At 39.2% G+C, this 25,315-nt stretch carries 24 protein-coding genes; 12 read left to right on the top strand and 12 right to left on the bottom strand.

Annotated elements, in window-relative coordinates; translation table 11 throughout:
• Window positions 1-28: 28 nt before the first annotated feature.
• The gene (gene ispF, locus FTU79_RS08125; RefSeq protein WP_168378679.1) at window positions 29-517 is read left to right on the top strand and encodes a 2-C-methyl-D-erythritol 2,4-cyclodiphosphate synthase; all 489 of its coding nucleotides are present in this window, start codon (window positions 29-31) and stop codon (window positions 515-517) included.
• On the opposite strand, the gene FTU79_RS08130 is transcribed toward ispF, so the two are convergent.
• The 3 genes from FTU79_RS08130 to FTU79_RS08140 form a co-directional block, all read right to left on the bottom strand.
• Window positions 505-1,029: a protein tyrosine phosphatase family protein gene (locus FTU79_RS08130; RefSeq protein ID WP_078191020.1), complete on the bottom strand. Its 525-nt coding sequence runs from the start codon at window positions 1,027-1,029 to the stop codon at window positions 505-507. The two genes, ispF and FTU79_RS08130, sit on opposite strands and share 13 nt — an antisense overlap.
• 57 nt (window positions 1,030-1,086) lie before the next feature.
• Complete coding sequence (locus tag FTU79_RS08135; RefSeq protein ID WP_143221612.1) at window positions 1,087-2,178, bottom strand: 3-deoxy-7-phosphoheptulonate synthase; 1,092 nt, start codon at window positions 2,176-2,178, stop codon at window positions 1,087-1,089.
• A gap of 127 nt (window positions 2,179-2,305) precedes the next feature.
• Window positions 2,306-3,202 (bottom strand): sulfite exporter TauE/SafE family protein, encoded by an 897-nt coding sequence (locus tag FTU79_RS08140; protein ID WP_078193863.1) that lies wholly within the window; start codon window positions 3,200-3,202, stop codon window positions 2,306-2,308.
• 387 nt (window positions 3,203-3,589) lie between these two features.
• On the opposite strand from FTU79_RS08140, the gene FTU79_RS08145 reads away from it, so the two are divergent.
• Both FTU79_RS08145 and lpxB read left to right on the top strand, forming a co-directional pair.
• Window positions 3,590-3,850, top strand: coding sequence for a helix-turn-helix domain-containing protein (locus tag FTU79_RS08145; RefSeq protein ID WP_180009501.1), 261 nt, complete (start codon window positions 3,590-3,592; stop codon window positions 3,848-3,850).
• Window positions 3,851-3,956: 106 nt separating this feature from the next.
• Window positions 3,957-5,129 carry a lipid-A-disaccharide synthase gene (gene lpxB / locus FTU79_RS08150; protein ID WP_180022776.1) on the top strand — a complete coding sequence of 391 codons (1,173 nt, stop codon included), beginning with the start codon at window positions 3,957-3,959 and terminating at the stop codon, window positions 5,127-5,129.
• Between the two features lie 4 nt (window positions 5,130-5,133).
• Here lpxB and FTU79_RS08155 read toward each other — a convergent pair whose 3' ends face one another.
• Window positions 5,134-6,084, bottom strand: a complete 951-nt coding sequence (locus tag FTU79_RS08155) for an AraC family transcriptional regulator (protein WP_180049598.1) — start codon at window positions 6,082-6,084, stop codon at window positions 5,134-5,136.
• Window positions 6,085-6,265: 181 nt separating this feature from the next.
• On the opposite strand from FTU79_RS08155, the gene FTU79_RS08160 reads away from it, so the two are divergent.
• Window positions 6,266-7,471, top strand: coding sequence for an alkane 1-monooxygenase (locus tag FTU79_RS08160; RefSeq protein ID WP_180049600.1), 1,206 nt, complete (start codon window positions 6,266-6,268; stop codon window positions 7,469-7,471).
• Window positions 7,472-7,929: 458 nt separating this feature from the next.
• Here FTU79_RS08160 and FTU79_RS08165 read toward each other — a convergent pair whose 3' ends face one another.
• The 7 genes from FTU79_RS08165 to FTU79_RS08195 all read right to left on the bottom strand — a co-directional run bounded on the left by FTU79_RS08165 (window position 7,930) and on the right by FTU79_RS08195 (window position 14,803).
• Window positions 7,930-8,874, bottom strand: a complete 945-nt coding sequence (locus tag FTU79_RS08165) for a phosphatidate cytidylyltransferase (RefSeq protein ID WP_078191012.1) — start codon at window positions 8,872-8,874, stop codon at window positions 7,930-7,932.
• The gene (locus FTU79_RS08170) at window positions 8,874-9,524 is read right to left on the bottom strand and encodes a 1-acyl-sn-glycerol-3-phosphate acyltransferase (protein ID WP_180007876.1); all 651 of its coding nucleotides are present in this window, start codon (window positions 9,522-9,524) and stop codon (window positions 8,874-8,876) included. The genes FTU79_RS08165 and FTU79_RS08170 overlap by 1 nt, the downstream gene beginning before the upstream one ends.
• A 61-nt stretch (window positions 9,525-9,585) precedes the next feature.
• Entirely contained in the window at window positions 9,586-10,014 is a 429-nt protein-coding gene (locus tag FTU79_RS08175) for a hypothetical protein (protein WP_180007868.1), read from the bottom strand.
• Complete coding sequence (locus FTU79_RS08180; protein WP_180007867.1) at window positions 10,011-11,363, bottom strand: phosphatase PAP2 family protein; 1,353 nt, start codon at window positions 11,361-11,363, stop codon at window positions 10,011-10,013. Before FTU79_RS08180 ends, FTU79_RS08175 begins: the two co-directional genes overlap by 4 nt.
• Window positions 11,364-11,381: 18 nt before the next feature.
• On the bottom strand, window positions 11,382-13,136 hold the full coding sequence (locus tag FTU79_RS08185) for a bifunctional alpha/beta hydrolase/class I SAM-dependent methyltransferase (RefSeq protein WP_180049602.1): 1,755 nt from the start codon (window positions 13,134-13,136) through the stop codon (window positions 11,382-11,384).
• 47 nt (window positions 13,137-13,183) lie between these two features.
• A complete protein-coding gene (locus FTU79_RS08190; protein WP_168378667.1) occupies window positions 13,184-13,819 on the bottom strand; it encodes a CDP-alcohol phosphatidyltransferase family protein in 636 nt (211 codons plus the stop codon).
• Window positions 13,820-13,900: 81 nt separating this feature from the next.
• Window positions 13,901-14,803: an acyl-CoA thioesterase II gene (locus FTU79_RS08195; RefSeq protein WP_180049604.1), complete on the bottom strand. Its 903-nt coding sequence runs from the start codon at window positions 14,801-14,803 to the stop codon at window positions 13,901-13,903.
• Between the two features lie 154 nt (window positions 14,804-14,957).
• On the opposite strand from FTU79_RS08195, the gene ybaK reads away from it, so the two are divergent.
• Window positions 14,958-15,425, top strand: coding sequence for a Cys-tRNA(Pro) deacylase (gene ybaK / locus FTU79_RS08200; RefSeq protein WP_180007875.1), 468 nt, complete (start codon window positions 14,958-14,960; stop codon window positions 15,423-15,425).
• 344 nt (window positions 15,426-15,769) lie between these two features.
• On the opposite strand, the gene FTU79_RS08205 is transcribed toward ybaK, so the two are convergent.
• Window positions 15,770-16,669 (bottom strand): hypothetical protein, encoded by a 900-nt coding sequence (locus FTU79_RS08205; protein ID WP_180007864.1) that lies wholly within the window; start codon window positions 16,667-16,669, stop codon window positions 15,770-15,772.
• Between the two features lie 393 nt (window positions 16,670-17,062).
• Here FTU79_RS08205 and FTU79_RS08210 point away from each other — a divergent pair, with 393 nt between their 5' ends.
• The 7 genes from FTU79_RS08210 (at window position 17,063) to FTU79_RS08240 (ending at window position 25,309) form a co-directional block, all read left to right on the top strand.
• Window positions 17,063-17,332, top strand: coding sequence for a hypothetical protein (locus tag FTU79_RS08210; RefSeq protein WP_168378663.1), 270 nt, complete (start codon window positions 17,063-17,065; stop codon window positions 17,330-17,332).
• A 584-nt stretch (window positions 17,333-17,916) separates the two neighbouring features.
• A complete protein-coding gene (locus FTU79_RS08215; protein WP_180049606.1) occupies window positions 17,917-19,701 on the top strand; it encodes an IucA/IucC family siderophore biosynthesis protein in 1,785 nt (594 codons plus the stop codon).
• Complete coding sequence (locus FTU79_RS08220; protein WP_180007862.1) at window positions 19,694-21,151, top strand: lysine N(6)-hydroxylase/L-ornithine N(5)-oxygenase family protein; 1,458 nt, start codon at window positions 19,694-19,696, stop codon at window positions 21,149-21,151. Before FTU79_RS08215 ends, FTU79_RS08220 begins: the two co-directional genes overlap by 8 nt.
• On the top strand, window positions 21,151-22,986 hold the full coding sequence (locus tag FTU79_RS08225; RefSeq protein WP_180007861.1) for an IucA/IucC family siderophore biosynthesis protein: 1,836 nt from the start codon (window positions 21,151-21,153) through the stop codon (window positions 22,984-22,986). The genes FTU79_RS08220 and FTU79_RS08225 overlap by 1 nt, the downstream gene beginning before the upstream one ends.
• Window positions 22,987-23,040: 54 nt before the next feature.
• Window positions 23,041-23,673 carry a GNAT family N-acetyltransferase gene (locus FTU79_RS08230; protein WP_168378659.1) on the top strand — a complete coding sequence of 211 codons (633 nt, stop codon included), beginning with the start codon at window positions 23,041-23,043 and terminating at the stop codon, window positions 23,671-23,673.
• Complete coding sequence (locus FTU79_RS08235) at window positions 23,670-24,062, top strand: hypothetical protein (protein ID WP_078190999.1); 393 nt, start codon at window positions 23,670-23,672, stop codon at window positions 24,060-24,062. The genes FTU79_RS08230 and FTU79_RS08235 overlap by 4 nt, the downstream gene beginning before the upstream one ends.
• Entirely contained in the window at window positions 24,038-25,309 is a 1,272-nt protein-coding gene (locus tag FTU79_RS08240; protein WP_257224277.1) for an MFS transporter, read from the top strand. The genes FTU79_RS08235 and FTU79_RS08240 overlap by 25 nt, the downstream gene beginning before the upstream one ends.
• Window positions 25,310-25,315: the final 6 nt, after the last annotated feature.

Below are 25,315 nucleotides of genomic sequence, written 5' to 3' on the forward strand. Positions count from 1 at the left end.
AATCATTATTTTCTCAAGGAACTCAAGCATGATAGCTCAAATTCGTATCGGTCAGGGCATGGATGTGCATGCATTTGAAGAAGGTGACTTTGTAACGCTTGCTGGTGTTCAAATTCCACATACACATGGACTCAAAGCACATTCAGATGGTGATGTGGTACTGCACGCGCTTTGTGATGCATTATTAGGTGCTTTGGCACTTGGAGATATTGGTCAGCATTTTCCAGATACAGATCCAAAATTTAAAGGTGCCGATAGTCGAGTACTTTTAAAACACGTCTACCAACTGATTTTAGATCGTGGATATGTACTTAATAATGCTGATATTACCGTGGCTTGTGAGCGCCCTAAACTAGCAAAACATAATTTAGAAATGCGTCAAAGTATCGCAGATGTTATGGATGTTGAAGTCACACAAATTAGCATCAAAGCGACCACCACCGAAAAATTAGGGTTTACTGGTCGCCAAGAGGGTATTCTTTCTACTGCAACAGTACTGATTTCTCACGCAAAATGATCTGGATGGATCAGTGCATGTTGTAAATCTTGAGTTGCTTTACGGCCTTGAAGTTGTAAGGCAACCGCATGGATTAAACCTGTCCATGTTTCATTGGGTTCCCAAATTTGATGCATCAAATCTTGAGCCTTTGGCATATCAACATCCATATAGTATTGACGATATAAATACATCAAACTGCTGACACGGAAGTTTTTCGCACAGTGTAGCCAAACCGTTTGACCTTGAACCAAATGGTCAATCATATCGAGTACTAAAAGGCATTGATCATCTGAAGGGGTATCCCAAGAGATCGGAACTTGGATATAGTTCAGGCCTAGATCTAGGCAAATGCGGTCTTCATGCTCGATATGATTGGATGCATCGGTTAGTGCTAAATTAATAACCGTTGAAACACCATATTCTTTAATCGTTTGAAGCTCAGAAGGAGATGGTTGACCGGACGTTAATAAGTGTTCATGTATATATTGGAAGTTTTCAATGTGACTTAACGCATTTTCGATTTCATTCATCTGACAAATAATCCTTCAAAGTAAAACGCCATCTCGAAGATGGCGTTTTTCATTCACTTAGCGTGTCGGTAACACGTCTTTAAGTGCTTCATGCATCTCTAACAAGACTTTTTCAGTCGTATCCCAATCGATACAGCCATCAGTCACTGATTTACCATATTCGAGGTCACAGAGGTTGGCAGGAATATCCTGACGACCACCTTTTAAGTGACTTTCTACCATAATACCCACGATTGACTTGTTTCCGTCAAGGATTTGTTCAGTAATATTTTTGAGTACAAGGGGTTGTAGGTACGGGTCTTTGTTTGAGTTTGCATGACTGGTATCAATCATAATTTTGCCACTAACTTTTGCTTTGGCTAATGCCGCTTCAGCATCTGCAACTGAACCTGCGTCGTAGTTTGGTTTACCGTTACCGCCACGAAGTACAACGTGTGCATATGGGTTACCACTGGTACGAATAACAGAAACTTGACCTTGGTCGCTTAAGCCCAAGAAGCTATGACCATGTTTAACAGATTGCATGGCATTGGTCGCAACGGTTAAACCGCCATCTGTACCATTTTTAAAGCCAACTGGTGAAGAAAGCCCAGAAGACATTTCACGATGTGTTTGGCTTTCAGTGGTACGCGCACCAATCGCTGACCAAGAGATAAGATCTTGGTAGTACTGTGGTGAGTTTGGATCGAGCGCTTCAGTTGCACAAGGCAAACCTTTTTCATTCAATTCAAGTAAAAGTTTACGACCAATACGTAAGCCTTTTTCGATGTTGAAAGAGTCGTTCATATCTGGGTCATTAATTAGACCTTTCCAACCAACAGTGGTACGTGGTTTTTCAAAATACACACGCATCACGACATAAATCGTATCTTGGATTTTGTCACTTAAAACTTTTAAACGGTCAGCATAATCATGTGCAGCGACTGTGTCGTGAATTGAACATGGACCAATGACAACAAAAAGACGTTTGTCATTTCCATCTAAAATATTACGTACAGTTTCACGGCCCTTAAGGACTGTTTGATAGGCAGTTTCAGTCAGAGGTAGCTCTTTTTTTAGTTCTGCAGGAGTAACAAGAGGCTGAATGCTTTTTACATTCACGTCATCAATGTCGTTTTGGGTAATAGAATTTGACTGTAAAGTATTCATTGCCGTCACTGGTTTGATTATACAAAAGGTTGTTTCGTGAGCCGAATATAACATGAATATAGCATTCAAATGTTATAAAAAAGATCAATAAGTCTCTGAAAAAAAAGTGATGAATCGGGCAGTTAATTTAAACCTGCTGACTATTCACCGTCGGTGCGATCAACATTGCAGTTGTTGGTTTTTCGACAGGTTTTGATTTTACTGGATTAATGATGAAATTCATGCCTAAAACAAACAAGGTAATGCCTAAGACTTTACGAATGACTTTTTCAGGTAAACGTGAGCTGATTAAAGTTCCGACCACAATTGCAGGAATAGAACCAACCAATAACCAACCCAATAAATGAAAATCGACATTACCTGAGCTCATATGACCCAAGCCTGCAACCAGTGTAAGAAGCACGGCATGTACGACGTCAGAGCCGATAATACGAATCATTGGTAAATTCGGGAACATAAGTACCAAAGCCATAATACCGAAGGCACCTGCACCCACAGACGATAGGGTAACGAATACGCCTAAAATAATGCCCATGATGATGATATATGCACGCTTATTTTTAGCTTGGAAATTGATACGTTCAAGATCCGCACTCATATCATCCAACTGATCAGTTTTTCGAAATTTATTAAAGAATTTTTCGATATGACCACGGAAAATAATTGAGATCCCTGTAATCGTCAGCATAAAACCCAAAAACATGGTTAACACGGTTTTGTAATGTGTCGATTGGCTGAGATAGTTTTCCAGTACCCAATGGGTCGCAAATGACGCAGGGATACTGCCGACTGCAAGCCAAATGACAATGGTCCAAACGATATTCATTTTACGGGCATGGACTAAAGAACCACAAAATTTTGAAATTGCGGCATACAGTAGATCTGTACCGATCGCAATGTGGGGTTCAATTTTATATAGGCTAATCAGGATCGGGGTCATCAATGAACCACCACCAACACCGGTAATACCTACGCAGAAACCTACAATTACACCTGCCAGAATGAACTCTAAAGGACCGACCATCGCTGAATGCCAAATATCAAAAAACGTGCATATCTTATGACTAATTGATATAAGTCGTTGTCTCGATTAGTGATTTGCTTGTGAAAAAAATAGATAAAGAATGTCATTAATTTTGAAATAAATGAATTTTATCTAAACTAAGTTATTGATTATGGTTTTCTCAAGTAGTTAATAGTTAAAATGGAGATTATGCTGCAGTGAAATCATAAATTTTGAATATAAGGCTTTGAATATCTGAAGTGGATATCCAATACCTAAATGCACTGTAGGTTTTCAATTCTAAGCTTTTGATTTGTTATTTATCGATATATGCAACAGTGTATATAAATTCCACTGCTGCTAAGTCTCATACGCCTTAAAAAGATAAGGTTTCGCCATTATTCCAATATGAGTAGAAGGACACTGACCAGACATTTTAAACATGCGACAGGACTACCTATTGTCACTTGGTTAAACAATGAAAGACTGCGATATGCGGCTGAATTGCTTGAAGTGACAGATTATTCGATTGATAAAATTGCGGAAAGCGCAGGTTTTAATACCGCAGTGCTATTTCGTAAATTGTTTAAGAATAAATACGGTACAAATCCGAACCATTGGCGGAAAAATTTTAATCAGCAGCTAAATAGCAGTGATGAATATTCCTAAAATGTTGAATTAAAGACGTGCAGCTTTTTTTTGGAAATCTATTAACTTTGTGAAGGACTCGTATAGAATCTATAGCTAAAGAACATTGAGTTAAAAGGACAGACTTTTGCAAAATCGGAAACTGAAAATTGGCATCGTGGTTGGGGAAGTATCCGGGGATACATTAGGCGCCAAGCTTATCCGCAGTTTTCGAGAGCAAGGGATTGATGCGGAATTTGAAGGCATCGGCGGTCCGCAAATGATTGCAGAAGGTTTTAATAGCTATTATCCGATGGATATTTTATCGGTAATGGGGATTGTTGAGGTCTTAAAAGATATTAAAAAACTCTTTGCTGTACGCGATGGTCTGGTTGAAAAATGGACTGAAAATCCTGTCGATGTTTTTGTGGGGATTGATGCGCCGGATTTTAATTTGCGTTTATCTAAGAGCTTAAAGCAAAAACAGCTACCAATTAAAACAGTACAATATGTTAGCCCTTCAGTGTGGGCGTGGCGTCAAGGGCGTGTACATGGCATTAAAGCAAGTATTGATTTAGTCCTTTGCTTATTTCCATTTGAAAAAGCGTTTTTCCAAAAATGGCAAGTTCCGGCTGCATTTGTCGGACACCCATTGGCAAGTCAGTTGCCTTTAGATAATCCACTCGTTGCGGCTAAACACGAGTTAGGCTTAGATGAGCATCAAAAACACATTGCATTACTTCCGGGCAGCCGTCGCGGGGAAATTGAGCGCTTAGGGCCTTTGGTGCTGTCTGCCGCACAGATTTTGACGGAGCAGCATCCAGACTATGTATTCCTGATTCCTGCAATTAATGATGCACGTAAACAGCAAATCGAAGTGTTGCTCAAGCAGTTTCCTGAAGCATTACAAGCCAAAGTTCGCTTGATGGAAAACACCGATACCGAATCTAAAATTGGCCGTCTGGTGATGAACGCATCGAATATTGTCGCTTTGGCTTCGGGTACAGCGACTTTAGAAGCGATGCTTTTACACCGTCCAATGGTGACCTTTTATAAGTTAAATTGGCTGACCTATCATGTGGTGAAATTGCTGATCAAAATTCCGTATTATTCATTGCCAAATATTATTGCGGGCAAAAAGGTGATTCAGGAACTCATCCAACATGATGCAACGCCTGAAAAATTAGCAGCAGAAATTGAAAGCTTGATGGATGTTGAAAAATCGCAAATTCAAGTGATGCAGCACATCACCATGCATAAACAACTGCTTTCAGGTAACAGTGAAAACCCTGTGGAAGCGATTTTAAAGCTTTTAGATTAAACCTCTAAGGTGACTCAGTTTTTGCGAGTTGATGCTGCTGTCGATACTGGCTCGGTGTTAGATCATAAAACTTTTTAAAAGTTTGGCTAAATGCTGTTTCAGATGAGTAACCGATACGATGGGCAATTTGCTGAATAGTCAGTTGCCCCATTTGTAAGTGCTGTGTCGCCAGTCGCAAACGATGTTGCTGCAAATAGGCGAGTGGAGATTCACCGAGCATTTGAGTGAATAAACTGGCAAATTTAGAACGTGACATGCAACATTGTTCTGCCAAGCTTTCGACGGTCCAAGCATGCTGTGGTTGTTCATGAATCGCGGCCAAAGCGTTGGATAATTCAGGATGACTTAAGGCATGCAACCAACTGCTTGAATCTGACAAGGCTGCAATATAATCACGCACACATTCGATAAATAAAATACTCACCAAATGATCCAAAATTTTGTCGCGGCCTGGACGGATCTGATTCGCTTCAACGGCCAGAAAATGTAAGCCAATTTGCAACCATTCAGGTGCGGTACTGCTCATGATGTGTGGTGTGTGTAATAGCGTGGGGAGTGCATTCACTAAAGGCTTTGCCATAATGCTGTCGACATGTCCACGGATCGCGAGTACAAATAATTCTTCTGCTTCATGAGATTCGGCAGAATTTAATTCAATGGTTTTATTTCGTTGCTCTTGAAACAGTGGTGTGATGTTCACTGATTCGACCAAGATATCAGACTGTATAGATTTGCAGTGGTGGTTTTGCCCTGACGGAATAAGGCAAAGATCGCCAGCTTCAAGCAAAACCTGCTCTTGATCTATATGCACAACACACTGACCTTGAATCACCACATACGCAACCATGGCATTGTGATCTTGAAAATGAAAAGCCCAAGGATGCTTTGATCTCAAATAAATATATTCAGATCGGTGGAGATGAATATCATCAAAAATTTTACTTAAAGCATCCATATTTCAAATATTTACTCATATTAATTTTGTATTTATAGATGGTCACTATGTGTTTAAAGGTCAACATTTATCCTTAAATGCCAAAGACGATCGCATATTTTTTTTGGACGCTTAAAACTGTTCTGGCTGCCCATATTTTACGAATATAAACACAGAAGAAGTAATTAGGGAAGTCTAGCGCATGAATGCACCAGTAAAATTAAATGAACAGCAGCTCGCTCAGTTAGAAAGCAAAATCGGTAGTGTTTTAGATAAAAAACGTTATGGTTGGCTATTGAGTCCAGGTTTACCTGTCATTGGTATGGGGATCTTGGCGGGTTATCATTTTGGTCCAAAACCGACAAAAAAACTATTTGCCATGGGCGGGCCGCTTCTATTGCATGTCATTATTCCTGCACTGGATGCACTGATCGGTGATGATGCCAATAACCCGACAGATGATGACATTAAAGTTTTAGTAAATGATCCTTATTATGATCGTATCGTCAAATTATTTATTCTACTGCAAATGGCAGCGAATGCTTTTGCTGGCTATGTGGTTACCCGTAAAGATGTTTCAATATTAGATCAAGTTCTACTTGGGATTTCGATGGGTGCAATTAATGGCGTCGGTGTAAATACAGCACATGAACTCTGCCATCGACCACATAAAAAAGACCATTACTGGGCACATGCGACGCTCGCACCATTAGGTTATAGCCATTTCCGTATAGAACATCCATATGGACACCATAAACGTGCGGCAACTCCTGAAGATCCTGCATCTTCAAAAATGGGCGAAACCTTTTATGAGTTTTGGCCACGCACTGTATTTGGTGGAATTAAATCGGCGGTGCAGATTGAGAAACAACGTTTAAAACGTAAAGGTTTAAGTTTCTTTTCGAAGGAAAATGAACTGTTTCATGGTTGGGCGATGAGTGCAGGTTTTCATGCCTCGATGCTGAAAATGTTTGGTAAAGGCGTGACACCGTATTTAGTTACACAGGCCTTTTATGGAATCAGCCTTTTTGAAATTATTAATTATATTGAACATTATGGCCTGAAGCGTGAGCAAAAACCGGATGGAAGCTATGCGCGCACCATGCCTGAACATAGTTGGAATAACAATAATATTGTGACCAATCTATTTTTGTATCAATTACAGCGACATTCAGACCATCATGCATATCCGACTCGTCCATTTCAGGCTTTAAGACATTTTGATGAAGCGCCAGAGTTGCCTAGCGGCTATGCCACTATGCTAATTCCTGCTTTAGTACCCTCTATTTGGTTTAAGATGATGGATAAACGTGTCTATGATCACTACCAAGGCGATTTAACTAAAGCCAATATTCATCCTAAACGTCGTGCAAGTATTTTTAAAAAGTTTGCAATTTCAGACATTTAAATCGAATACCTGATAAGAAGAATCCCAAGCTTGTTTGCTTGGGATTTTTTATTGTGCGTATTATTAACCGATGCTACGCAGTAACATCAGAAGCGCACGTTGATTCAAATAAAAGAACGATACACGGTAACGTCATCCGCAATTGTTTGAGACAGGACTAATTGTAATCAAAAATGTTTCTGCGATTCTTTGAATAATTTGCCGCTAGTGAACTATTTTTACGGTGAGGAGCAATGCTCCGCAAGATTGTTTCCTTATGAAGCACGCTTCTCATTTTGCCGAATAAGAAACAACGCTTCGTAAGAGTATCTCCAGCCGAAGGCTAATACCTTTATTCAATCCTTAGATGTAAGACTCCGTCGCATAGACTTAAAAATCATTTTTAAAATGTAAAATTAATTCTACGTGCGTAACATCATTTAAAATCCCAAATTTTCTGTTTGAAACTTAGTCATTTCTTAAGACCACCAATAGCGCAAAATGTGGAAAAAAATCGGTGCAGAAAAGCAGATTGAATCAATTCGGTCGAGCATGCCACCATGGCCTTGGATAAGTTGTCCCCAGTCTTTTACACCACGATCGCGTTTAATGGCTGACATGACAAGACCACCAAAGAAGCCAAATATGCAAACAATAAATCCAATACATGCAGCCTGTAGATAGCTAAAGGGTGTAAGCCATGACATAGCAACACCTAATGCAGTGGCTAAAGCAATGCCTCCGATTAATCCTTCTACGGTCTTAGATGGTGAAAGTATCGGTGCGACTTTGTGCTTTCCAAATAGCTTGCCACAGACATATTGCAAGACATCGGAGGCTTGTACCACCATGATCAGCCAGATTGCTAGCCAAATTTTTTCACCCTCAAATCCGGGAAGTTTGAGGTTTAATAGCGCAGGCACATGCGAAATACAGAATACGCTGATCATCAGACCCCATTGAATTTTTGAACTGCGCTCTAAAAATCGCGTGGTATCTTCGGCTTTGAGTGTAGCGATAGGGATAAGAAGAAATACATACAGCGGAATAAAAATCGAATATAGCCCGTACCAGTCGATATACACCAAGTAATACTGGTAAGGGATGACAAAATAAAAAGCGATCAATAAAGGAAGATAATCACCGCGACGGGTTGGAAGTAAGCTGATAAATTCACGTAAAGCAAAGAGTGAAATCAACGCAAACAGGATCACAAAGGCAATTTTGCCTAATGAAATTGCTACACCAAGTACCAACAACATGACCCACCATGCATTGATCCGCGCATTTAAATTGTCGATGACCGGTGCCGGCGCATAACCCGCTTTAAATTTTAGTATTGAGCCAATGGTTGAGGCAATAATCAAAATAACCGCAAAGATACCAAACAATACATAGGTCATTTGCGCATTGGTGAATTCCATTATTGATACTCCAATGCTTTTAATTTGAGTAATTCGTCCTGAGCGTAGTTTAAAAACTCAGTTTTACTCTGTTCATTATGGGCTTCTAAAGGTTTGCCAAAAATAACGGTAGATAATAATGGCAATGGTATAAGCGCGCCTTTAGGCATGACACGTTTTAAATTAGAGATCCATACCGGTACGATTTCAACATCAGGAAATTGATTTTTGAGATGAAATAAGCCGCTTTTAAAGGCTAATAATTCAACGTCATCATTTAAATTTCGAGTACCCTCAGGAAAGAAAATAATCGAGTCACCTTGAGCTAATACGGTTTTGATCGGTTCTAAGGGGTCTTGATTTTGCTCTCGATTTCGCTGAATAGTGACGCCAGTAAACGTGTCTTGAATGAGAAAACGTCGAAAGCCATCTTTTAACCAATAATCCGAAGCCGCTACAGGACGGGTCCTCCGTCTGAGATCTGTCGGCAGTGATGACCAAAGTAAAATAAAGTCGATATGGCTATTATGATTTGCATAATAAATACGCTGTTTCATAACCGGTTTGCACCCGACCCAGAGACTCCGCGCACCCGTGAGCAGCCGCGCACCACGACGAGTGAGAAAGGCAATATAGCGAGCAATTGAACGGCTTAAAAAATTACCTTTCATTGGTGAGTGAGCATTCCCTGAAGTGTCTAATGGATTTGGCATGGTTTCAAATTATTGTGAATTATTTATACAGTAAAAATATGCAGATGAATGCGATGTATTGCAAGCAAAGCACAAAGATCTGCCATTTAAATAAAGCCAGACAACCTAATTCACGCAGCTCCCATGCGCGACCACATTTATTTGCAGGCATTAATTTTAAGTTGATTAAACTTAAGTCCAGCTCCTTGGTGGTTTGTTCAAGGTTTTGAGTTTGGCTGTATTCAGCGACAGTGGCTAAAAGTGCCGAATCAAATTTGATTCTCAGGCTTAAATAATGTTGTATTCCGAGCAAAACTAGACAAATTAATATATATAGCAAATCGAATAGCATCACATTACCAAACTGGATAATGAGCCAGAGCGTGAGGATCGCTGCTACATAAGCTGAAATGAGCAATCCAGTGGTGGATTGCAACAACTTTGATAGCACCACAAGTTGTAAATTCATGGTGCAAGTCCTTTAAGTTTTAAACGATAAGTATTTAAATGTTTTATTTGCGGTGTTTTAAGCACAACCCAAGGACGGTTATGGCGAATAATCCGTAAAACATCTTCGACTGAATATTCAGGATGTTGTTTCAATAATAATGCAGCAACTACAGCACTACTTCGTGAATATCCCAAAGCACAGAAGACCAAGATGTTTTGTGCTTCATCATTGTTATTAGATTTCAAGAATAGTTCTAAAGACTCTACAGCATTATGTAGCTGATTGGCCTGTAAAGGAATCAGGTCTAAACTCAAGTTTTGAGCATAGGAGCATTTTGGATAAGTGGGTAATTCTGCGCAACAATCGAGTAAAGCATCATATTGCTGCATGACGTGTTTGGACGGATAGCGACCTAAATAAATATAACTCTGATTGATTTTGATGATTTTAGAATCTTCAGGATGGCGATAGGTCCAGATTCGGCTATTGATCCAAGCAAATACAAAGTAAGGCGCAAACAATATTTTTGCAGCAATGGTCATATCACCATGACTGAGTTTTTGAAAAAAATGGGGACGATTGAATAAATATGCAAACGAAACTAAAAGCAGACTGCTTGCAGGATAGAGCAGCCAAAGCCACCAACCTTTTGCATGTGCGATTGCGCTACACAATAAGGCAGCAAACAGATAAAGGATGCCGATTTTAATGTGCTTTAAGCTTAGCCGACTTTGTTTATTTTGAACCCATGGCGCAGAGCCAGCCATCGGGAATAGCCATAAACATAAGGCACCGACCAATAAACCTGTTGGAATATCTATAAAATGGTGCTGCCAAGTGGTTAGAACTGAGAGACCAATCAAAAAGGACCAACCATCTACCAGATATTTTAGCTTACCTGTGCTATGCCGACGGAAAAAATCCCAAAGTATCACCAGTAGCACAATATGCAGAGAGGGTGCTTGATTAAACGGTTTATCAAAGCCCATCAAGACATCAAACCACAGCCCGAAAAAACCTGTGAGTTCGGGGCGCTCAAAGCTAAAACGTAGCGGGAAAAGTAAAAAGCAGCTGATTGAAAGGATTTGTGCCGAAAATAGTCGCAGTACATGTTGTTTTAATTCAAACTTATTCCAACAAAGTAATAAAGACAAACCATAGAACAGATCAATCGACCAATACGGCACAATACTCCATGGCCAAAGTGGAATATATTTTTCCCATTCAAAGACGATAACAGGTACGGAAGCTAAGCCCGCAGCGTATTGATTGGCAAAACCATAACTTAAGAAGAAAAAAGGTGCCAGAAATGCCAAACACAGTAGGCCGTATTTCCAAGTTCCTTTTTCAGTATCCAGTTTATGCATAAGATTGACCGTCCAAGCTTAAATTTTTTGTGCAACGGAAACGGTGAAAATACCAAACTCATCAATAACTTGATCGATTTTTTTGAAACCAGCTTGCTCAACTAATGCATCCATTTCTGCTTGTGAGCGTAAACGCATCACCCATGCATCTCCTTGGCGATGTGAGGTCAGAGCACGGGCAATAAACTCTTGTTGCGGATGCCAAATTTGACCTGTGTAGATGAGATACCCATCTTTCTCAATGGCCTGACATAAGCCGGATAAGGACTGTCTGAGTAAATCATTATCACTAAATAATTCGTATAAACCTGAGACCACGGCTAGAGTGGGTTTAGGTTCAACACTGGCTAATGAAGTGGCATCAAAGGCATCCGCTTCTACAAAATTGGCAATCTGGCTTAAACCTCTTTGCTCAATCATTGCTTGACCTGCTTGTACATTGATCGAGCTATAGTCTCTAAGCAGGATGGATTCAGGCTGTTGAGGCAGTTTTTGTACAGCATCTAAAATATATCGGCCATGGCCTGCAGCAATATCCATAATCCGTACCGCGTGTTGGGCATCATTTAACTTAGAAGCATATTTCGTTAATAGCGCTTCAATATTTTGTTTTCTAACGCGAATACCACGCCAACCAATCGCATTTAAATATTGTCGATCGATGATTTTACCCAGTGCATTTTGGCTTTCTGATTGATCTCGATAGACAAAATCTAAGGTACTGCCGGAGTCATATCCTGTCTCTTCACCAATTTTTAAACCCTTGGAAAAGAGACTACCAATTTTAAGATTTTGTTTGGTTAAGCTCCAAAATGCATGTTTTAAAGAATGTTTTGGAAGCGTTGAACTTAAGGTTTCTGCTACAGCACAGCTCGGGCCAATTTTATCGGCATCTAAAAGTTTAGGTGCGGAATAGGGTTGTTTAAAACATTGTTGAATAAAGCGATAGATTTTATCTGTGGCGATTTTGCGATGTTTTTCACCCAAAGTATCATGATAAAAACCATCTAAGACGTGAAATTCCTTCAATGGATGAGGGAGTTTTTGATAAAACGCCAATTGCGGTTTTTGATGCACCACGAAGTCAGATCCTGAACATAAGACTTGAGTAGGAACAAAAATATTTTGTGCATCTTTAACGATTCGATCTGAGGCTGCATATAGACCCAGCAGCATACGGACCGATATGGCCCGAGCGATTTGCGGGTCAGTGTCATAACTCTGCGCACGTGCAGTATCGTGCGTCAGCATTTTGGCTTTGACATAACTATTAATAAAAAAGTTGCCAGCGAATTTATTGAGAAGTGTTAAGCCAGGTTTTGCAAAAGGCACATAGAGTTTGATGTCAAATGCAGGCGAGGCAAGGCATAAAGCACGAATTTTAGGGGCATAATCATGCACCCATGTCGCGGCTAAAACAGCGCCAACGCTTTGAGCTACAATTGCTATATTTTCTGATCGAATTTGGTAATTTTGTTCTATATGCTGAACAAAATATTGAATGTCTTGAACGCATGCAGAAAAGCTCGGTGCATCTCCTCGTTCACCAGGAGTATTACCGTGACCTCGCGCATCCCAAGCGAAAAAATCAAAATCAGGCAAATTCAATTCATTGACCAAATGCGCCATTCGTCCCGAATGTTCATGGCCACGATGAAATAAGATCACCGCTTTTTTCTTACGGTTGCTTTTTAAACTGCTATTTTCCCAATGTTGATAAAACAAGGATGTTCCATCATGGCTCGTAAAGGTATGCTGAGTATTGTTATACATTGTGTTGTTCTCAAAATAATGAATCGACTGACGATCTAAACTGAAATTTATTGTGGGTTGATAATGCTATTTTTAATGCGGTTATAAATCGTAATAAATAATAAAAAGATGGTAATAATCAAAATACTATTGCAGATAAGAGACAATGTATTTAAGCCAACATTCAATATAGAAGAGGTCACGATGATGACGCAGATGATGCTAAATACAAAAGCGCGGTCACTTTTTCCCATTGGACCATCGTAACGACGTTCTTGCCCCACTAATGGCGCCATCACACCGGTATATTCGGCAAGTATGGCGAGAAAACAGGTTAAAATAAGTAATTCAGCTTGAATAAAAGCAAAACAAATTAAACTAAAATAGAGTGCTGAGTCGGAAATCACATCACATAATTCATTATAAAAAGCACCGAGTTTGGATTGTTGGTTGAACTCACGTGCCAGCATGCCATCTATGGCATTGAAGCCCATTCGAATAAGCATCCACACGGGGAAAATCAACAGTAAAATGCCAATACCGTTGTGAGAAAAATAGATATAAATAAAAAATGCCACAGCTAGCGAAATGAACATTGCCAGTAGTGTTACTTGATTTGCTGTAATACCAAGATGATGAAGTGATTTAACCAAAGGTCGAAGCAGGTTTTGAAATGCAGGCTTAAGCTGGTAGATCGAAGGCATATTATTGTTATAGCGGTATGATTTGCATGAATTTTATACGATTGATGCTTAACTTAACAAGAATTTGAATGTTAAAGATTGTCACAAGGCTGACGATTCGCCTGTATAACGCATTAAATTTTCTTGTGTGGTGCTTGCGACTAATTTTCCATCTTGCCACATTTGCCCATGACTAAGCCCACGTGATTGCGAGGTTCGAGTGGTATTCATGTCATAGAAAATCCAATCATCCACCCGAAAGGTATGATGAAAATACATCGAATGATCAAGGCTGGTTGCGATGAGTTCAGGAGACAGATAATTTAAACCATGTGTTTTGAGCGCCGCAGAATATAAATTATAGTCTGAATAGTATGCTGCAATGGCCTGATGTATATGAAGTTGGTCAAATTGGGCATCTAAGGCATCATGGAGTTTTAAATATTCTGCATATTGATTTTGATTTAAGACAGAAGCTTGACCGGACGGTGGCAAATCTGTCAGCACGTATTCAATTGGTTTAGATATAAGCTGAAAAGGCTGTAAAAATGTGGATAGATATTCAGGTGAAATAGATGATTGGATTTGCGCTTTATAGAATTGCTCCTCTTTGAGGCTACTTGGTGGAAATTGTTGGATCAAATCTGGTTCAGGTATTTGATACTGCATACCCATTTCGTTTTTCATATAGGACAACATCACCATATATATTGGTTTGCCATGCTGTATGGCGGTCACTTGTCGTGTAGAAAAACTATGGCTATCACGTAAATTTTCGACTTTAAATAATACGGGATGATTTGCATGACCCGCAGAAGTAAAGTTGGCATGTAAAGAGTGGAGTGGGAGTGTACAGGTATAGGATGCACTGACTATGCTCTGAGCAAGTAATTGTCCACCAAAAATATGGTCACCAAACAGTGGTTTACTTTGTGCTAAAAAGTAGCCCTGCTCTTTGGGCACTACAGATAATAATTGGATGAGGTCTTGAATCAGTGTTGTCATCTTTTTTTGAAATTTTTGCTTTGTTTAAATGTATTCAACTCGAACTTATTGCACAAGCCATGTTCATGAAAAATATAAAAGTCTTCGCCAGTCTTTCTAGAATAGGCTTATAATCGAGTTTTCCTAGTTGTCCGAATGGAATGACGAAAAAGCAATGACACCTGCATGTAAACTCTTAAAATCTAATAAAATCGACTTTACCATTCATGAATATGATCATGACCCAGAAGCAAAAAGTTTTGGTTTAGAAGCTGCGGAAAAACTAGGCTTAACGGTCGATGAAGTATTTAAAACATTGATGGTTACGGACGATAAAAATTACTTTGTTGCCGTATTGCCAGTGGAATATCAGCTGAATTTGAAAAAAGTGGCCACAGCATTTGGCTGTAAAAAACTCAAAATGGCCGATCCAAAAGATGCAGAGCGTTTAACTGGTTATTTGGTTGGTGGTATTAGTCCAGTTGGACAGAAAAAACGCTTAAAAACTGTGATCGATGCTTCCGCACAGAACTTAGCTAAAATCTATGTCAGTGGTGGTAAGCGTGGTTTGGATATTGGTTTAAAACCCGAAGATTTAGCAAAAGTTTTGGGTGCAAACTTTGCTGATGTGATTGATGATTAAATGTGGTTTTTGACTACTTAAATTTAAGTGAATTTAGAGGGAATACCTTCCACTTCAAAATCTATAAAATAACAAAAGCCGCATAGAGCGGCTTTGTGGTTCGATGATGCATCAAGTGTACGGAAGAGATGCTTAGGAATATAATCACAACTCATCTTCTCTTTTAAGCGAAAATTTAGTTATCTCGGAACAGCCGAAAAATTTTGGTTGATGATAATTACAACTTTTACTATTAGATTTTCAGCTGCTGTCTGGGGTGTTGATTAAATGTTCGATACTTATTTTTCTGCATAATATTTCAGGTGCAAGTTTATTAATTATGCACAAAATCACGAGAGATAACTTTATTTTAATTCAACATAACTTTCAGTGTTTACAAGCTTTATTAAGTAGTTTTGTTTTGTATTTAAAGTGAGCCCATTCGCATCTTTTAAATTTGATGTATGCAGGGCAATTAGACATTTTTGCGTGCCACAATGGATAACTTTAGCTTTAGCTGGATATGTAATAGTTAGTTTTTTAGCTTCGAGCCAATCAGTAATGAGGGCATCGTCAATGATAATTTGATTATGTTTTGTGCTATTAAATTCATTTTCAGCTTCTTTACGGGCATCTTTACCAATACTAATAACATAAAAAGTAAATGTGAAAAATAAAATATAAAAACCAACTAAATATGCATAGTAAATTCCACCACTTTGAACAATTTTATCAATTTTTTCACTGTGTTCTATGACTTCAAAATTATGAAATTTCTCTGATGAATCAATGGCGTCTTTAGCTGCAGGTTTTATGATATTGAGCGTAAATTGCCCAAGAGAAATCCAAAATAAGCCTACAATTGATAAAGGTTTTTGTATTTTGCTATTAATGGTATAGATAAAAATAGTTAGTAAAATTTGCCACAATTTTACTAAGATCCTTTTAAAAATCAGGTTGAAAATAAAGAGAAGGATAAATGTAATAAAGACAAATATAAATTTTATCATCACTTCATATAAATTATTTTGGTAGACAGTATGTACCAAAGCAGCGAGTAAAAGTATTAAGAAGCCTACTACTAGCCCTGACATACCGTTTACCCATCCATACATTAGATAGTCTTGAATAGATATGCCAAGTGAAACTTGATTAAATCCGTAGTAGCTGATTAAACCATCGTAGTAAAAGTAACCGCAAACAAATAAGTAAATAGTAAATATTGTTGTAAAGAGGGCTATATCAAAACTGAAGTTAAATTTCATATGTAATGTTTCTTGGATCCGCTTATATGCTTTTTTAAGTGCTTAGGTGAATAGTATTAAAGCAAAGTTAGAAGTGCAAATTGAGAATTAGACCTAGATCAGGGTATCTAAGATGTTTCTGTAATAGTGGACGAAATTGTCTTAATTCAGTTAGTACAAAATGCTCGCCAAATGTGGGTTTATTTTTAGCTTTGAATAACGAAAATGTATGTAGTCGCAGAAGTAGAATTTAGTAAAACTTCATGTTTAGAGGTTGATTCACTAATAGCACTTAAAGGTGTTTAATTATAAAAATACTTATAAAAAAATAGGTATTTAAAATCCGACTAAAACAGTTGTATTTTAATTTAAAAGCTGTAATTTGAAAGAGCGATCTAATAAAGAGACAACAAAATGCCTTATTCAAATACTAAAGCGATTATTGAGCAAATCTATAATTTTGTATTAGAAAAACATGGTTTAGCATCTAAAAGTCGATTTATGCAGTTATCGATTTTCTTTAAAGAATTACATGAAGGGGATGAGTCAAAATTTACCGCAGATAGGTCTTTTTATTACAAAGGAATATTTAACAACAGAGAAAAAAGTGTATTTGCGAATGCTGCGCCAGACTTTTTTGATAAGCACAAGTTTTTGGATTGGGTTGTTAAATCAATTGATTGATTTCAACCCAATCGTTGGAGTACATAATTCATGCTGTATAACCAGTCTGAATAGAAGATATGGATCAGAAATCAGTAGGTGTTTGTTATGAAATACATGCTTATAGTCAATAAAGATGCATGATCAGTATGATGCCAGTAAAGTCTTCAATGATTAAAATTTAACTGCACATTTCGTTCTTTGATTTAAATAAAAGCTTGGTTCAAAGCAGAATATAAAAACCCATGTAAAAGACATGGGTTTTTAGTTTAAGTTGCACAATGTGATAATATGGCTAAAAAATAAGCAACATGATTTATTTGTTCTATGCTAAATGAGAAAATTATCATTTAGTTCCATATCAAAAAATTGTATAAATAAAAACAGAAAAGTTCATATCAAAAAAATTAATTTTTAAATACATAGAGATAAGACCAAATTTGCAATCCTGTAGCAAATCTTCACATAAATGCAATTATTAACAATAATGATTATCATTAACATAGTTTCACGCTGGCCAGCGTACTAAGCATGACTTGCACAGTTAAAGAAACATAATTACATGACAAAGCTTGGAAAAGCTTAAAAATAGAGGATATGGTCAGATGAAAGAGCTTGCTAATCGCTTGGCGATGCAGCATCTTGTCAATGCATACTCACAAGAAACCGGTAAAGGTATTTTGCTGGAAAAGTATCAACAGAATTCATCACAATTGACGTTTAGCCAAGGCTTGACGTTGTTATGCATCCCTTTAGATTGCATTCAATCACAGTTATTTGTACCACTATCTTATGTCAGCCTTGTTGGTAGACATCGTCTTGCAGATCTCCCACACGTCTTTAACAAGGGACAGAAACAGTCATTTAGTATCACCGCGATCGCGAGTTTATTACTTGAACAGCTCGTACAAGAGTCAGGTCATACACTGGATGCTTCATCATTATTGGAGCGTTGGATCGAAAGTCGTGAAGCGCTTATTCAATTTTTGACACTACGTGAACATGATTTTGAGGCTTTGGTCCAAGCGGAACAAAGTTTCATTGAATCGGAACAAGCTTTAATTTTAGGGCACAGCATGCATCCTGCACCGAAAAGTCGGGTTGGTTTTGTGCATGAAGATTGGGAAAGGTATTCGCCAGAAGCCAAAGGTCTAAGCCAACTGCATTATTGGTTGGTAGCTCCAGAATATATTCAAGAAGGTTCAGCTTTAGATCAATCTATATCAGCGCAATTGAAAAGTGAATTGCAATGGCATTTATCAGAAACAGATCAAGCACTACTGAATGCTTATTCGCATTATAAGTTATTGCCTTTGCATCCTTGGCAAGCACGTTATTTACAGTCAAAAGCATGGTTTAAAAGTTTAAAAACCAAATTAAAAATTATCGATTTTGGCGAGAAAGGTTGGGTATTTTCCCCAACAACTTCGGTACGTACACTAGCAAGTTTTGCAGCACCGTGGATGTTGAAACCATCGCTATCGGTAATGATCACCAATTCAATCCGAGTCAATCTTGCCAAAGAATGCCACCGTGGTGAAATGACCCATCGACTTTGGCATTCAAGTCTTGGTGAACGTATTTTAAAACAATGCCCAACGCTCAAAGCGGTGAATGATCCTGCTTGGATGGCATTGAGCATAGATGATGAAATCGTCGATGAAACTATTTGCATCTTCCGTGATCAGCCTTTCAGGGAAAAGCAGCAGGTGAGCTGTATTTCGTCATTGTGCCAAGATCATCCTGCACAGCCTAAAAACCGTTTTAATGCCTTATTTGAACAAATCGCAAAACAACAACCTGAACTTGATCAAAGCGCCATTGCGATCAATTGGTTTAAACAATTCTTAGCTATCAGTCTAAAACCATTGATGTATTTGTATCACCAATACGGAATGGCCTTTGAATCACATCAGCAAAATGTCTTACTTGAGCTGGAACATGCAATGCCTAAATATCTATGGCTGCGTGACAATCAAGGCTTTTACTATATTGAAGAACTTGCAGGTGAAATCTTAAGCGCGTTTCCAGAGTTGCAAGAAAAAGCGCATGCCGTGGGTTCAAAAGCCTTTGTCGATGAGCGCTTTAGCTATTATTTCTTTGGCAATACTTTATTTGGAATCATCAATGCAATTGGTGCAACTGGATATGTTACAGAGCAAGTGTTGATATCGATATTGCAAAATGAACTGTTGGACTTACATCAGGTTTATCCAGAGAGTTCATTGATTCATTCATTATTGTATCAGCCAACCTTGCCGTATAAGGGCAATCTGTTGACGCGCTTGTATGAGCTGGATGAATTAATTGCCCCAGTCGATCAGCAATCGGTTTATGTACAGTTGCCAAATCCTTTATGTGTGGAACAGAAGGATGTGCAATATGCTTGATTTTATTGGGATAGGCTTAGGGCCATTTAACCTTAGTTTGGCGAGTTTGCTACATAAGCAAAATCATTTGCAGTATCAATTTTTTGAAAAGAAACCACAGTTCGACTGGCATGCGGGTATGCAATTGCCCAATACAGTACTGCAAGTGCCGTTTATGGCCGATCTGGTTTCCATGGTCGATCCAACCAGTCCTTTTAGTTTTTTAAATTACTTAAAGGCGCAGCAGCGTTTATACAAATTCTATTTTTTAGAACAAGCTCAGATTCCTAGACGTGAATATAACCATTATTGTCAATGGGTTGCAGACCAACTAGAGCATATTCAATATCAATCAACCGTAAAAGCCATTTATGCCCAAGAGCAAGGCTTTGAAGTCATGGTTGAACAAGATGGACGTTTTAGACGTTATCAATGCCGAAATTTGGTCATTGGTTCGGGGAATGTTCCGCATTTACCACAGTGTCTAAAAGACATTCAACAGCAATATCCAGAGCGTTGCTTACATTCTGCAAATTATTGCAATGCAGCGTTAAATCACATGAAAGGGAATGTGGTTGTACTGGGATCAGGCCAGTCTTCGGCCGAAGTCTTTATGGATCTGTTTGATCGTCAATATTTGCAGGATCAGACGACAACAGCGCAGTTTAAATTGCATTGGCTGACCCGTTCTAATGGTTTTTTCCCGATGGAATATGCGCCGCTGGGTTTAGAGCATTTTAGTCCGGATTATACTACGCACTTTTATCAACTAAGTCCTGAAAATAAAGCCGAACAACTGAAACAACAAGGTTTGTTATATAAGGGCATCAGTGCAAAAACCATCCGTGATATTTACCAAAAACTATATCACCGGAGTATTGGTCAAAATATTCAACAGACGCATTTACATGCTCAGGTGGGTTTGGTCGATGCCGAGCCTCATGGTGCGGGCATCCGTTTGCAGTTTCAGCATAAAGTCACGGCAGAACAATTCTATCTAGATGCGGACTTTGTCGTGGCTTCAACGGGATATCACAGTCCAGAGTGGCAATATCTCAAATATCTAAAACCACTGATTCAATGTGATGAATTCGGTCGCTGGAAAATCAGTCAGGACTACCGCGTACAGCATGACGCTGTTGGGGAGATCTTTGTTCAAAATCAGGAAATGCACAGTCACGGTGTCGGGACTCCTGATTTAGGGTTGGGTGCTCACCGTGCAGCGATCATTGCCAATCAATTATTGGGTTTTGACTTATACGATTTAGGTGATCAAGCGCAAAGTTTCCAACATTTTTCACCCAGTGAAAATGCTGAAATGCACAGTATGGGCATTGTAAAGAAATCAGCGCCAACCAATATCCAAAGACCATTTTCCGTAAAAAAAACCATTGCCAACTATGCAATGAACCGCAATACAACAATGCCGAATAAGCAAGAACAGAATGCGGTTAAACTCGAGAAATTATAATGACATTTGCAAAATTACAGATAAATCAAACGCAGTGGCGCCGTGCAGGGCAAAGACTGATTGAAATGGCGATTGCTGAATTTTTATATGAAGAAATTATTCAAATTCAGCCAGTGGAAAATAACACTTGGCAACTCAATCTGGATGATAAAACGTATCAATTTGAAGCGACTCAGTTTCTGCTTGGGCATTGGCGTATAGTTGAAGGGAGTGTTCGAGATTTAGGTGATTCGACAGCACAGCCCGCATGGAATCTACATGAATTTATTCGTGCCTTTTCAAATCAAGCTGAAGTGAAACCTTTTACCAAGGCCTATTTGATTAAAGAAATGAACAATACATGGTTGGCTGAAGCACATGTTTTTGATGAGCAAAGATTGCTGAGTCAGGCTGTGCTGTCAGCGCCACACTATCAAATTGAAGGCATGTTACGTGGACACCCATGGCTCATTATGAGTAAGGGGCGTATGGGCTTTGGCTATGATGATTATTTAAGCTCAGCACCAGAGATTTCTCCAACGGTCAAAGTTCTGTGGTTAGCTGTTCATCGTGATTTAGCTGAGTTTCGTTCGACCGAGGCTTGGTATGCGAAAAGCTTATATCGCCATGAATTGAATTCTGCGCAATTACACGATTTTCAACAGCAATTGGCGGACAACGCCTTAAATGCTGCTGAGTATTTCTTTATTCCTGTACATGCATGGCAATGGCATCAGTGGTTAATCCCGACCTATGCCAATGAAATCGTCGATCAGCGCATTGTAGAGCTGGACATTGGACAAGATGACTATGCGCCAATGCAATCAATTCGTACTTTATGCAATACCAGTCATCCTGAACGTCATTATGTAAAGTTACCTGTCAGTATCTTTAATACGGCGGTATATCGAGGTTTGCCTTCAAAACGAAATTTAGCTGCACCTGCGGTGACCGCTTGGCTGAAGGACATTCAACATCATGATGTAGACCTGCAAAAAACACAGGTAGCATTTTTGGGTGAAGTTGCAAGTTTAACTTTGCAACAGCCATGTTTTGATCAGATAGACGGTGCGCCTTACCAATTTAAAGAATTGTTTGGTTGTTTATGGCGTGAAAGTGTCGAGCCATGTATTGGTGAACACCAGTTAGCACTTTCCCAAGCAGCATTGTTGCATCGAGACATAAATGGTCGGTCTATTTTATCCGTGTTGATTGAGGCTTCAGGTTTGACCCCTTTGCAATGGCTGAAACGTTTTGCTGAAGTTTGTGTAACACCGCTACTGATTTGTTTATACAAATATGGTTTGGCTTTTTCTCCCCACGGTGAAAACACCATGTTGATCCATGAAAATGGCTTACCGAAAAAAATGGTGCTGAAGGACTTTATTGATGATGTCAATTTAGTTGATGAAGATTTTCCTGAACTCGAAAATTTACCAACTGAAGGGCAAATTTTACTGCGCCATCCTGCTGAAGAACTTAGTCACTTTATCTTTACAGGTTTGTTCATGGTGCATTACCGCTATATCTCTAATGTCTTCCTTGAAGATTATCCACAGCATACAGAACTTGAGTTTTGGCAAACCATCTCCACCGTGATTGACGAATTTCATCAGGCACATCCTGAATTGGCAGATCGTATTGAAAAATTCAGTATGTTCCGTCCACGTTTCGAGAAAATTTGTCTGAACCGTGTTCGACTGTTTACTACCAGTTATAACGACGAAGCAGAACGACCAGTACCTGTATTTTTAGATCCTATTGCAAACCCTGTGAGTCCAAGCACTTTAAATCAGTGGGCGAAACAACAGCATACCGCCGAACAGAAAACGACAACTAATCGTATTGCGTCATAAACAGATTTTTGAGCTAAGAACAGAAAAGATTAAACAAATTTAAAGGACGACATCATGACAACGTTATCACGACAACTACCTGATTTTTATGAATACCATGAGAATGAGACGCAATACTACTTACGACAAATGCAATATCCAGAAGATATGGCTTTGGTTCATAAATGGATGCATGAACCGCATGTTATTCCACAGTGGCAGCTCAATAAGTCAGAAACTGAACTAAAAGTGTATTACGAAAAAATGCTGGCAGATGATCATCACCGAATTTTGATTGTGGGGGTAAATGGTGAAGATGTGGGCTACACAGAGATCTACGAAGGAAAACGGGATCGATTAGGTTTGTACTACGACGGTGATGAGCTTGATCTAGGTTGGCATTTGTTATTTGGTGAAAAGTCCGTTTTTGGTAAAGGCTATTTACGTCCCGTCATGCGTTTATTGAGTTTTTATATCTTTGAAAATGCTGCATCAGCCAAGATTGTGGGAGAGCCTGATCATAGTGTGAAGCCTTATGCCGTCGTAGTTGAAGACATGTGCTATGAAGCGCAGCGCCTAATCCCAATGCCTGAAAAGACCGCCATGTTGTATTACTGCTTTAGAGAAACATTTTATTCAAAATTTGGTCATTACTTAAACGACTCCAAGGCATTTCAGCATCAGCAACTAGCTAAGGCGGTGTCATGAGTTATCGCTGCACCCACATGCACATACTGGACATGCGCTTTTCAGCGCATGTTTCAGTGGAAGAGTTTGAACAATGGTTGACTCAAGTTGAGCGCTTTTTTCTGAAAAGTCAGCCCTTTGTTTTGGTTATGCAAACGGCTGAGGGAACGACTTTTCCTGAAGAATATCGGCAAATACAGGCCGTTTGGTACAAGAAGTTTAAACATCTCTTTTTTCAATATTGTTTGGGTCTGGTGCGTATTGCGCAAGATCCAGATGACTTCAAACGTTTAAATACACCCGCGCTGCATGCAGCGTGGCGTGTGCCTTATTACGTTTCATTAGAACAGTCTGATGCGCTGCAATGGGCAGTGCAGAGGTGGATATGCAACAACACTCAAGAAAATTAAATCATGCAATTTCACCATCTCAAATTTCAGTCCTGAGTTTGAGCGTCGTGATTATTTTGTACTTAGCACATGCATTGCCTTTGTATTTTTACAATGTGGCTTTGCCTGCCATTTTACGACATCAAGGGGTAGATTTACGCTGGATCGGCATGTTATCGCTGCTTTATATTCCATGGGCATTCAAGTTTTTTTGGGCGCCTTGGATCGATCAGCTCTATGTCAAAAAACTCGGTAAACGTAAAACATGGCTGTTGTTTACGCAAATCGCATTGGTACTGGGGGTACTGGTTTTAGCCTTTACGCAGTTTTCTTATGGGCTGACTTTATTTGTCATTGTTGGTTTATGGATTTCAACGTTTGCGGCAACGCAAGATATTGCGATTGATGGTTATACCGTAGAGAAATTTACCGAAGGCAATTACCGTCTGGGCAGTATGGCACAGAGCATTGGGGTGGCCGTCGGTAGCATGCTTGGTGGCGCTGCAACTTTATGGATTTACCAATATTGGGGTTGGCAGTCAGCGCTCACAACTTTAGCGCTGCTGACATTTTTAACCATGTTTGCTGTGTTTTTTATTCAAGAAGAACCACAAACTCAAATTGCCAAAGCCAAACCAAGCCTACGACAAGCGTTTAAACGACCTGCGATTCGTTGGGCCTTGCTGCTCATCGTTTGTTATCGCGTGGTGGAAGCACCCGCTATGGCAATGCTGAATCCCATGTTGATCGATCAAAAATGGTCACTGTCTCAGATCGGGGTGTTGATGTCTGTGGTCGGTGCCGGTGTCGGTCTGATTGCAGCTGTTAGTGCAGCTGTATTGCTGAAAAAAATCAAAGCGACGCAATTGTTGGTCTGGGCAGGATGGTTACGTACATTGCTATATGCCGTCATTGGGGCAGCCGTTGTATTGGAGTGGTTGAATCAATGGCATCTGCTTTTAGGTCTATTTGTCGTGTTGATGCTAGCCATTCGTTATATCGCCATGACATCACTCTATGCCTATTTCATGCAGACCAGTTCTAAAGAACAGACGGGTACCGATTTCACCATATTAGTGTGCTTTGAATTGCTCGTTTACTTCATTAGCGGTGCATTTTCAGGCTTTCTCGCAAAATCATTAGGCTATGGACATTTTTACTTGGTATTGGCAATTGGCTCAGTAATCAGCGTCTTAATTAGTCAGCGCATTGTTTTAAAAACACAAAATTTTAAAACTCAAACACTTCCGACTCAATCGGAACTCTAAGAAATG

Source organism: Acinetobacter sp. YH12144 (genome assembly GCF_013418345.1).
Lineage (GTDB): Bacteria > Pseudomonadota > Gammaproteobacteria > Pseudomonadales > Moraxellaceae > Acinetobacter > Acinetobacter amyesii.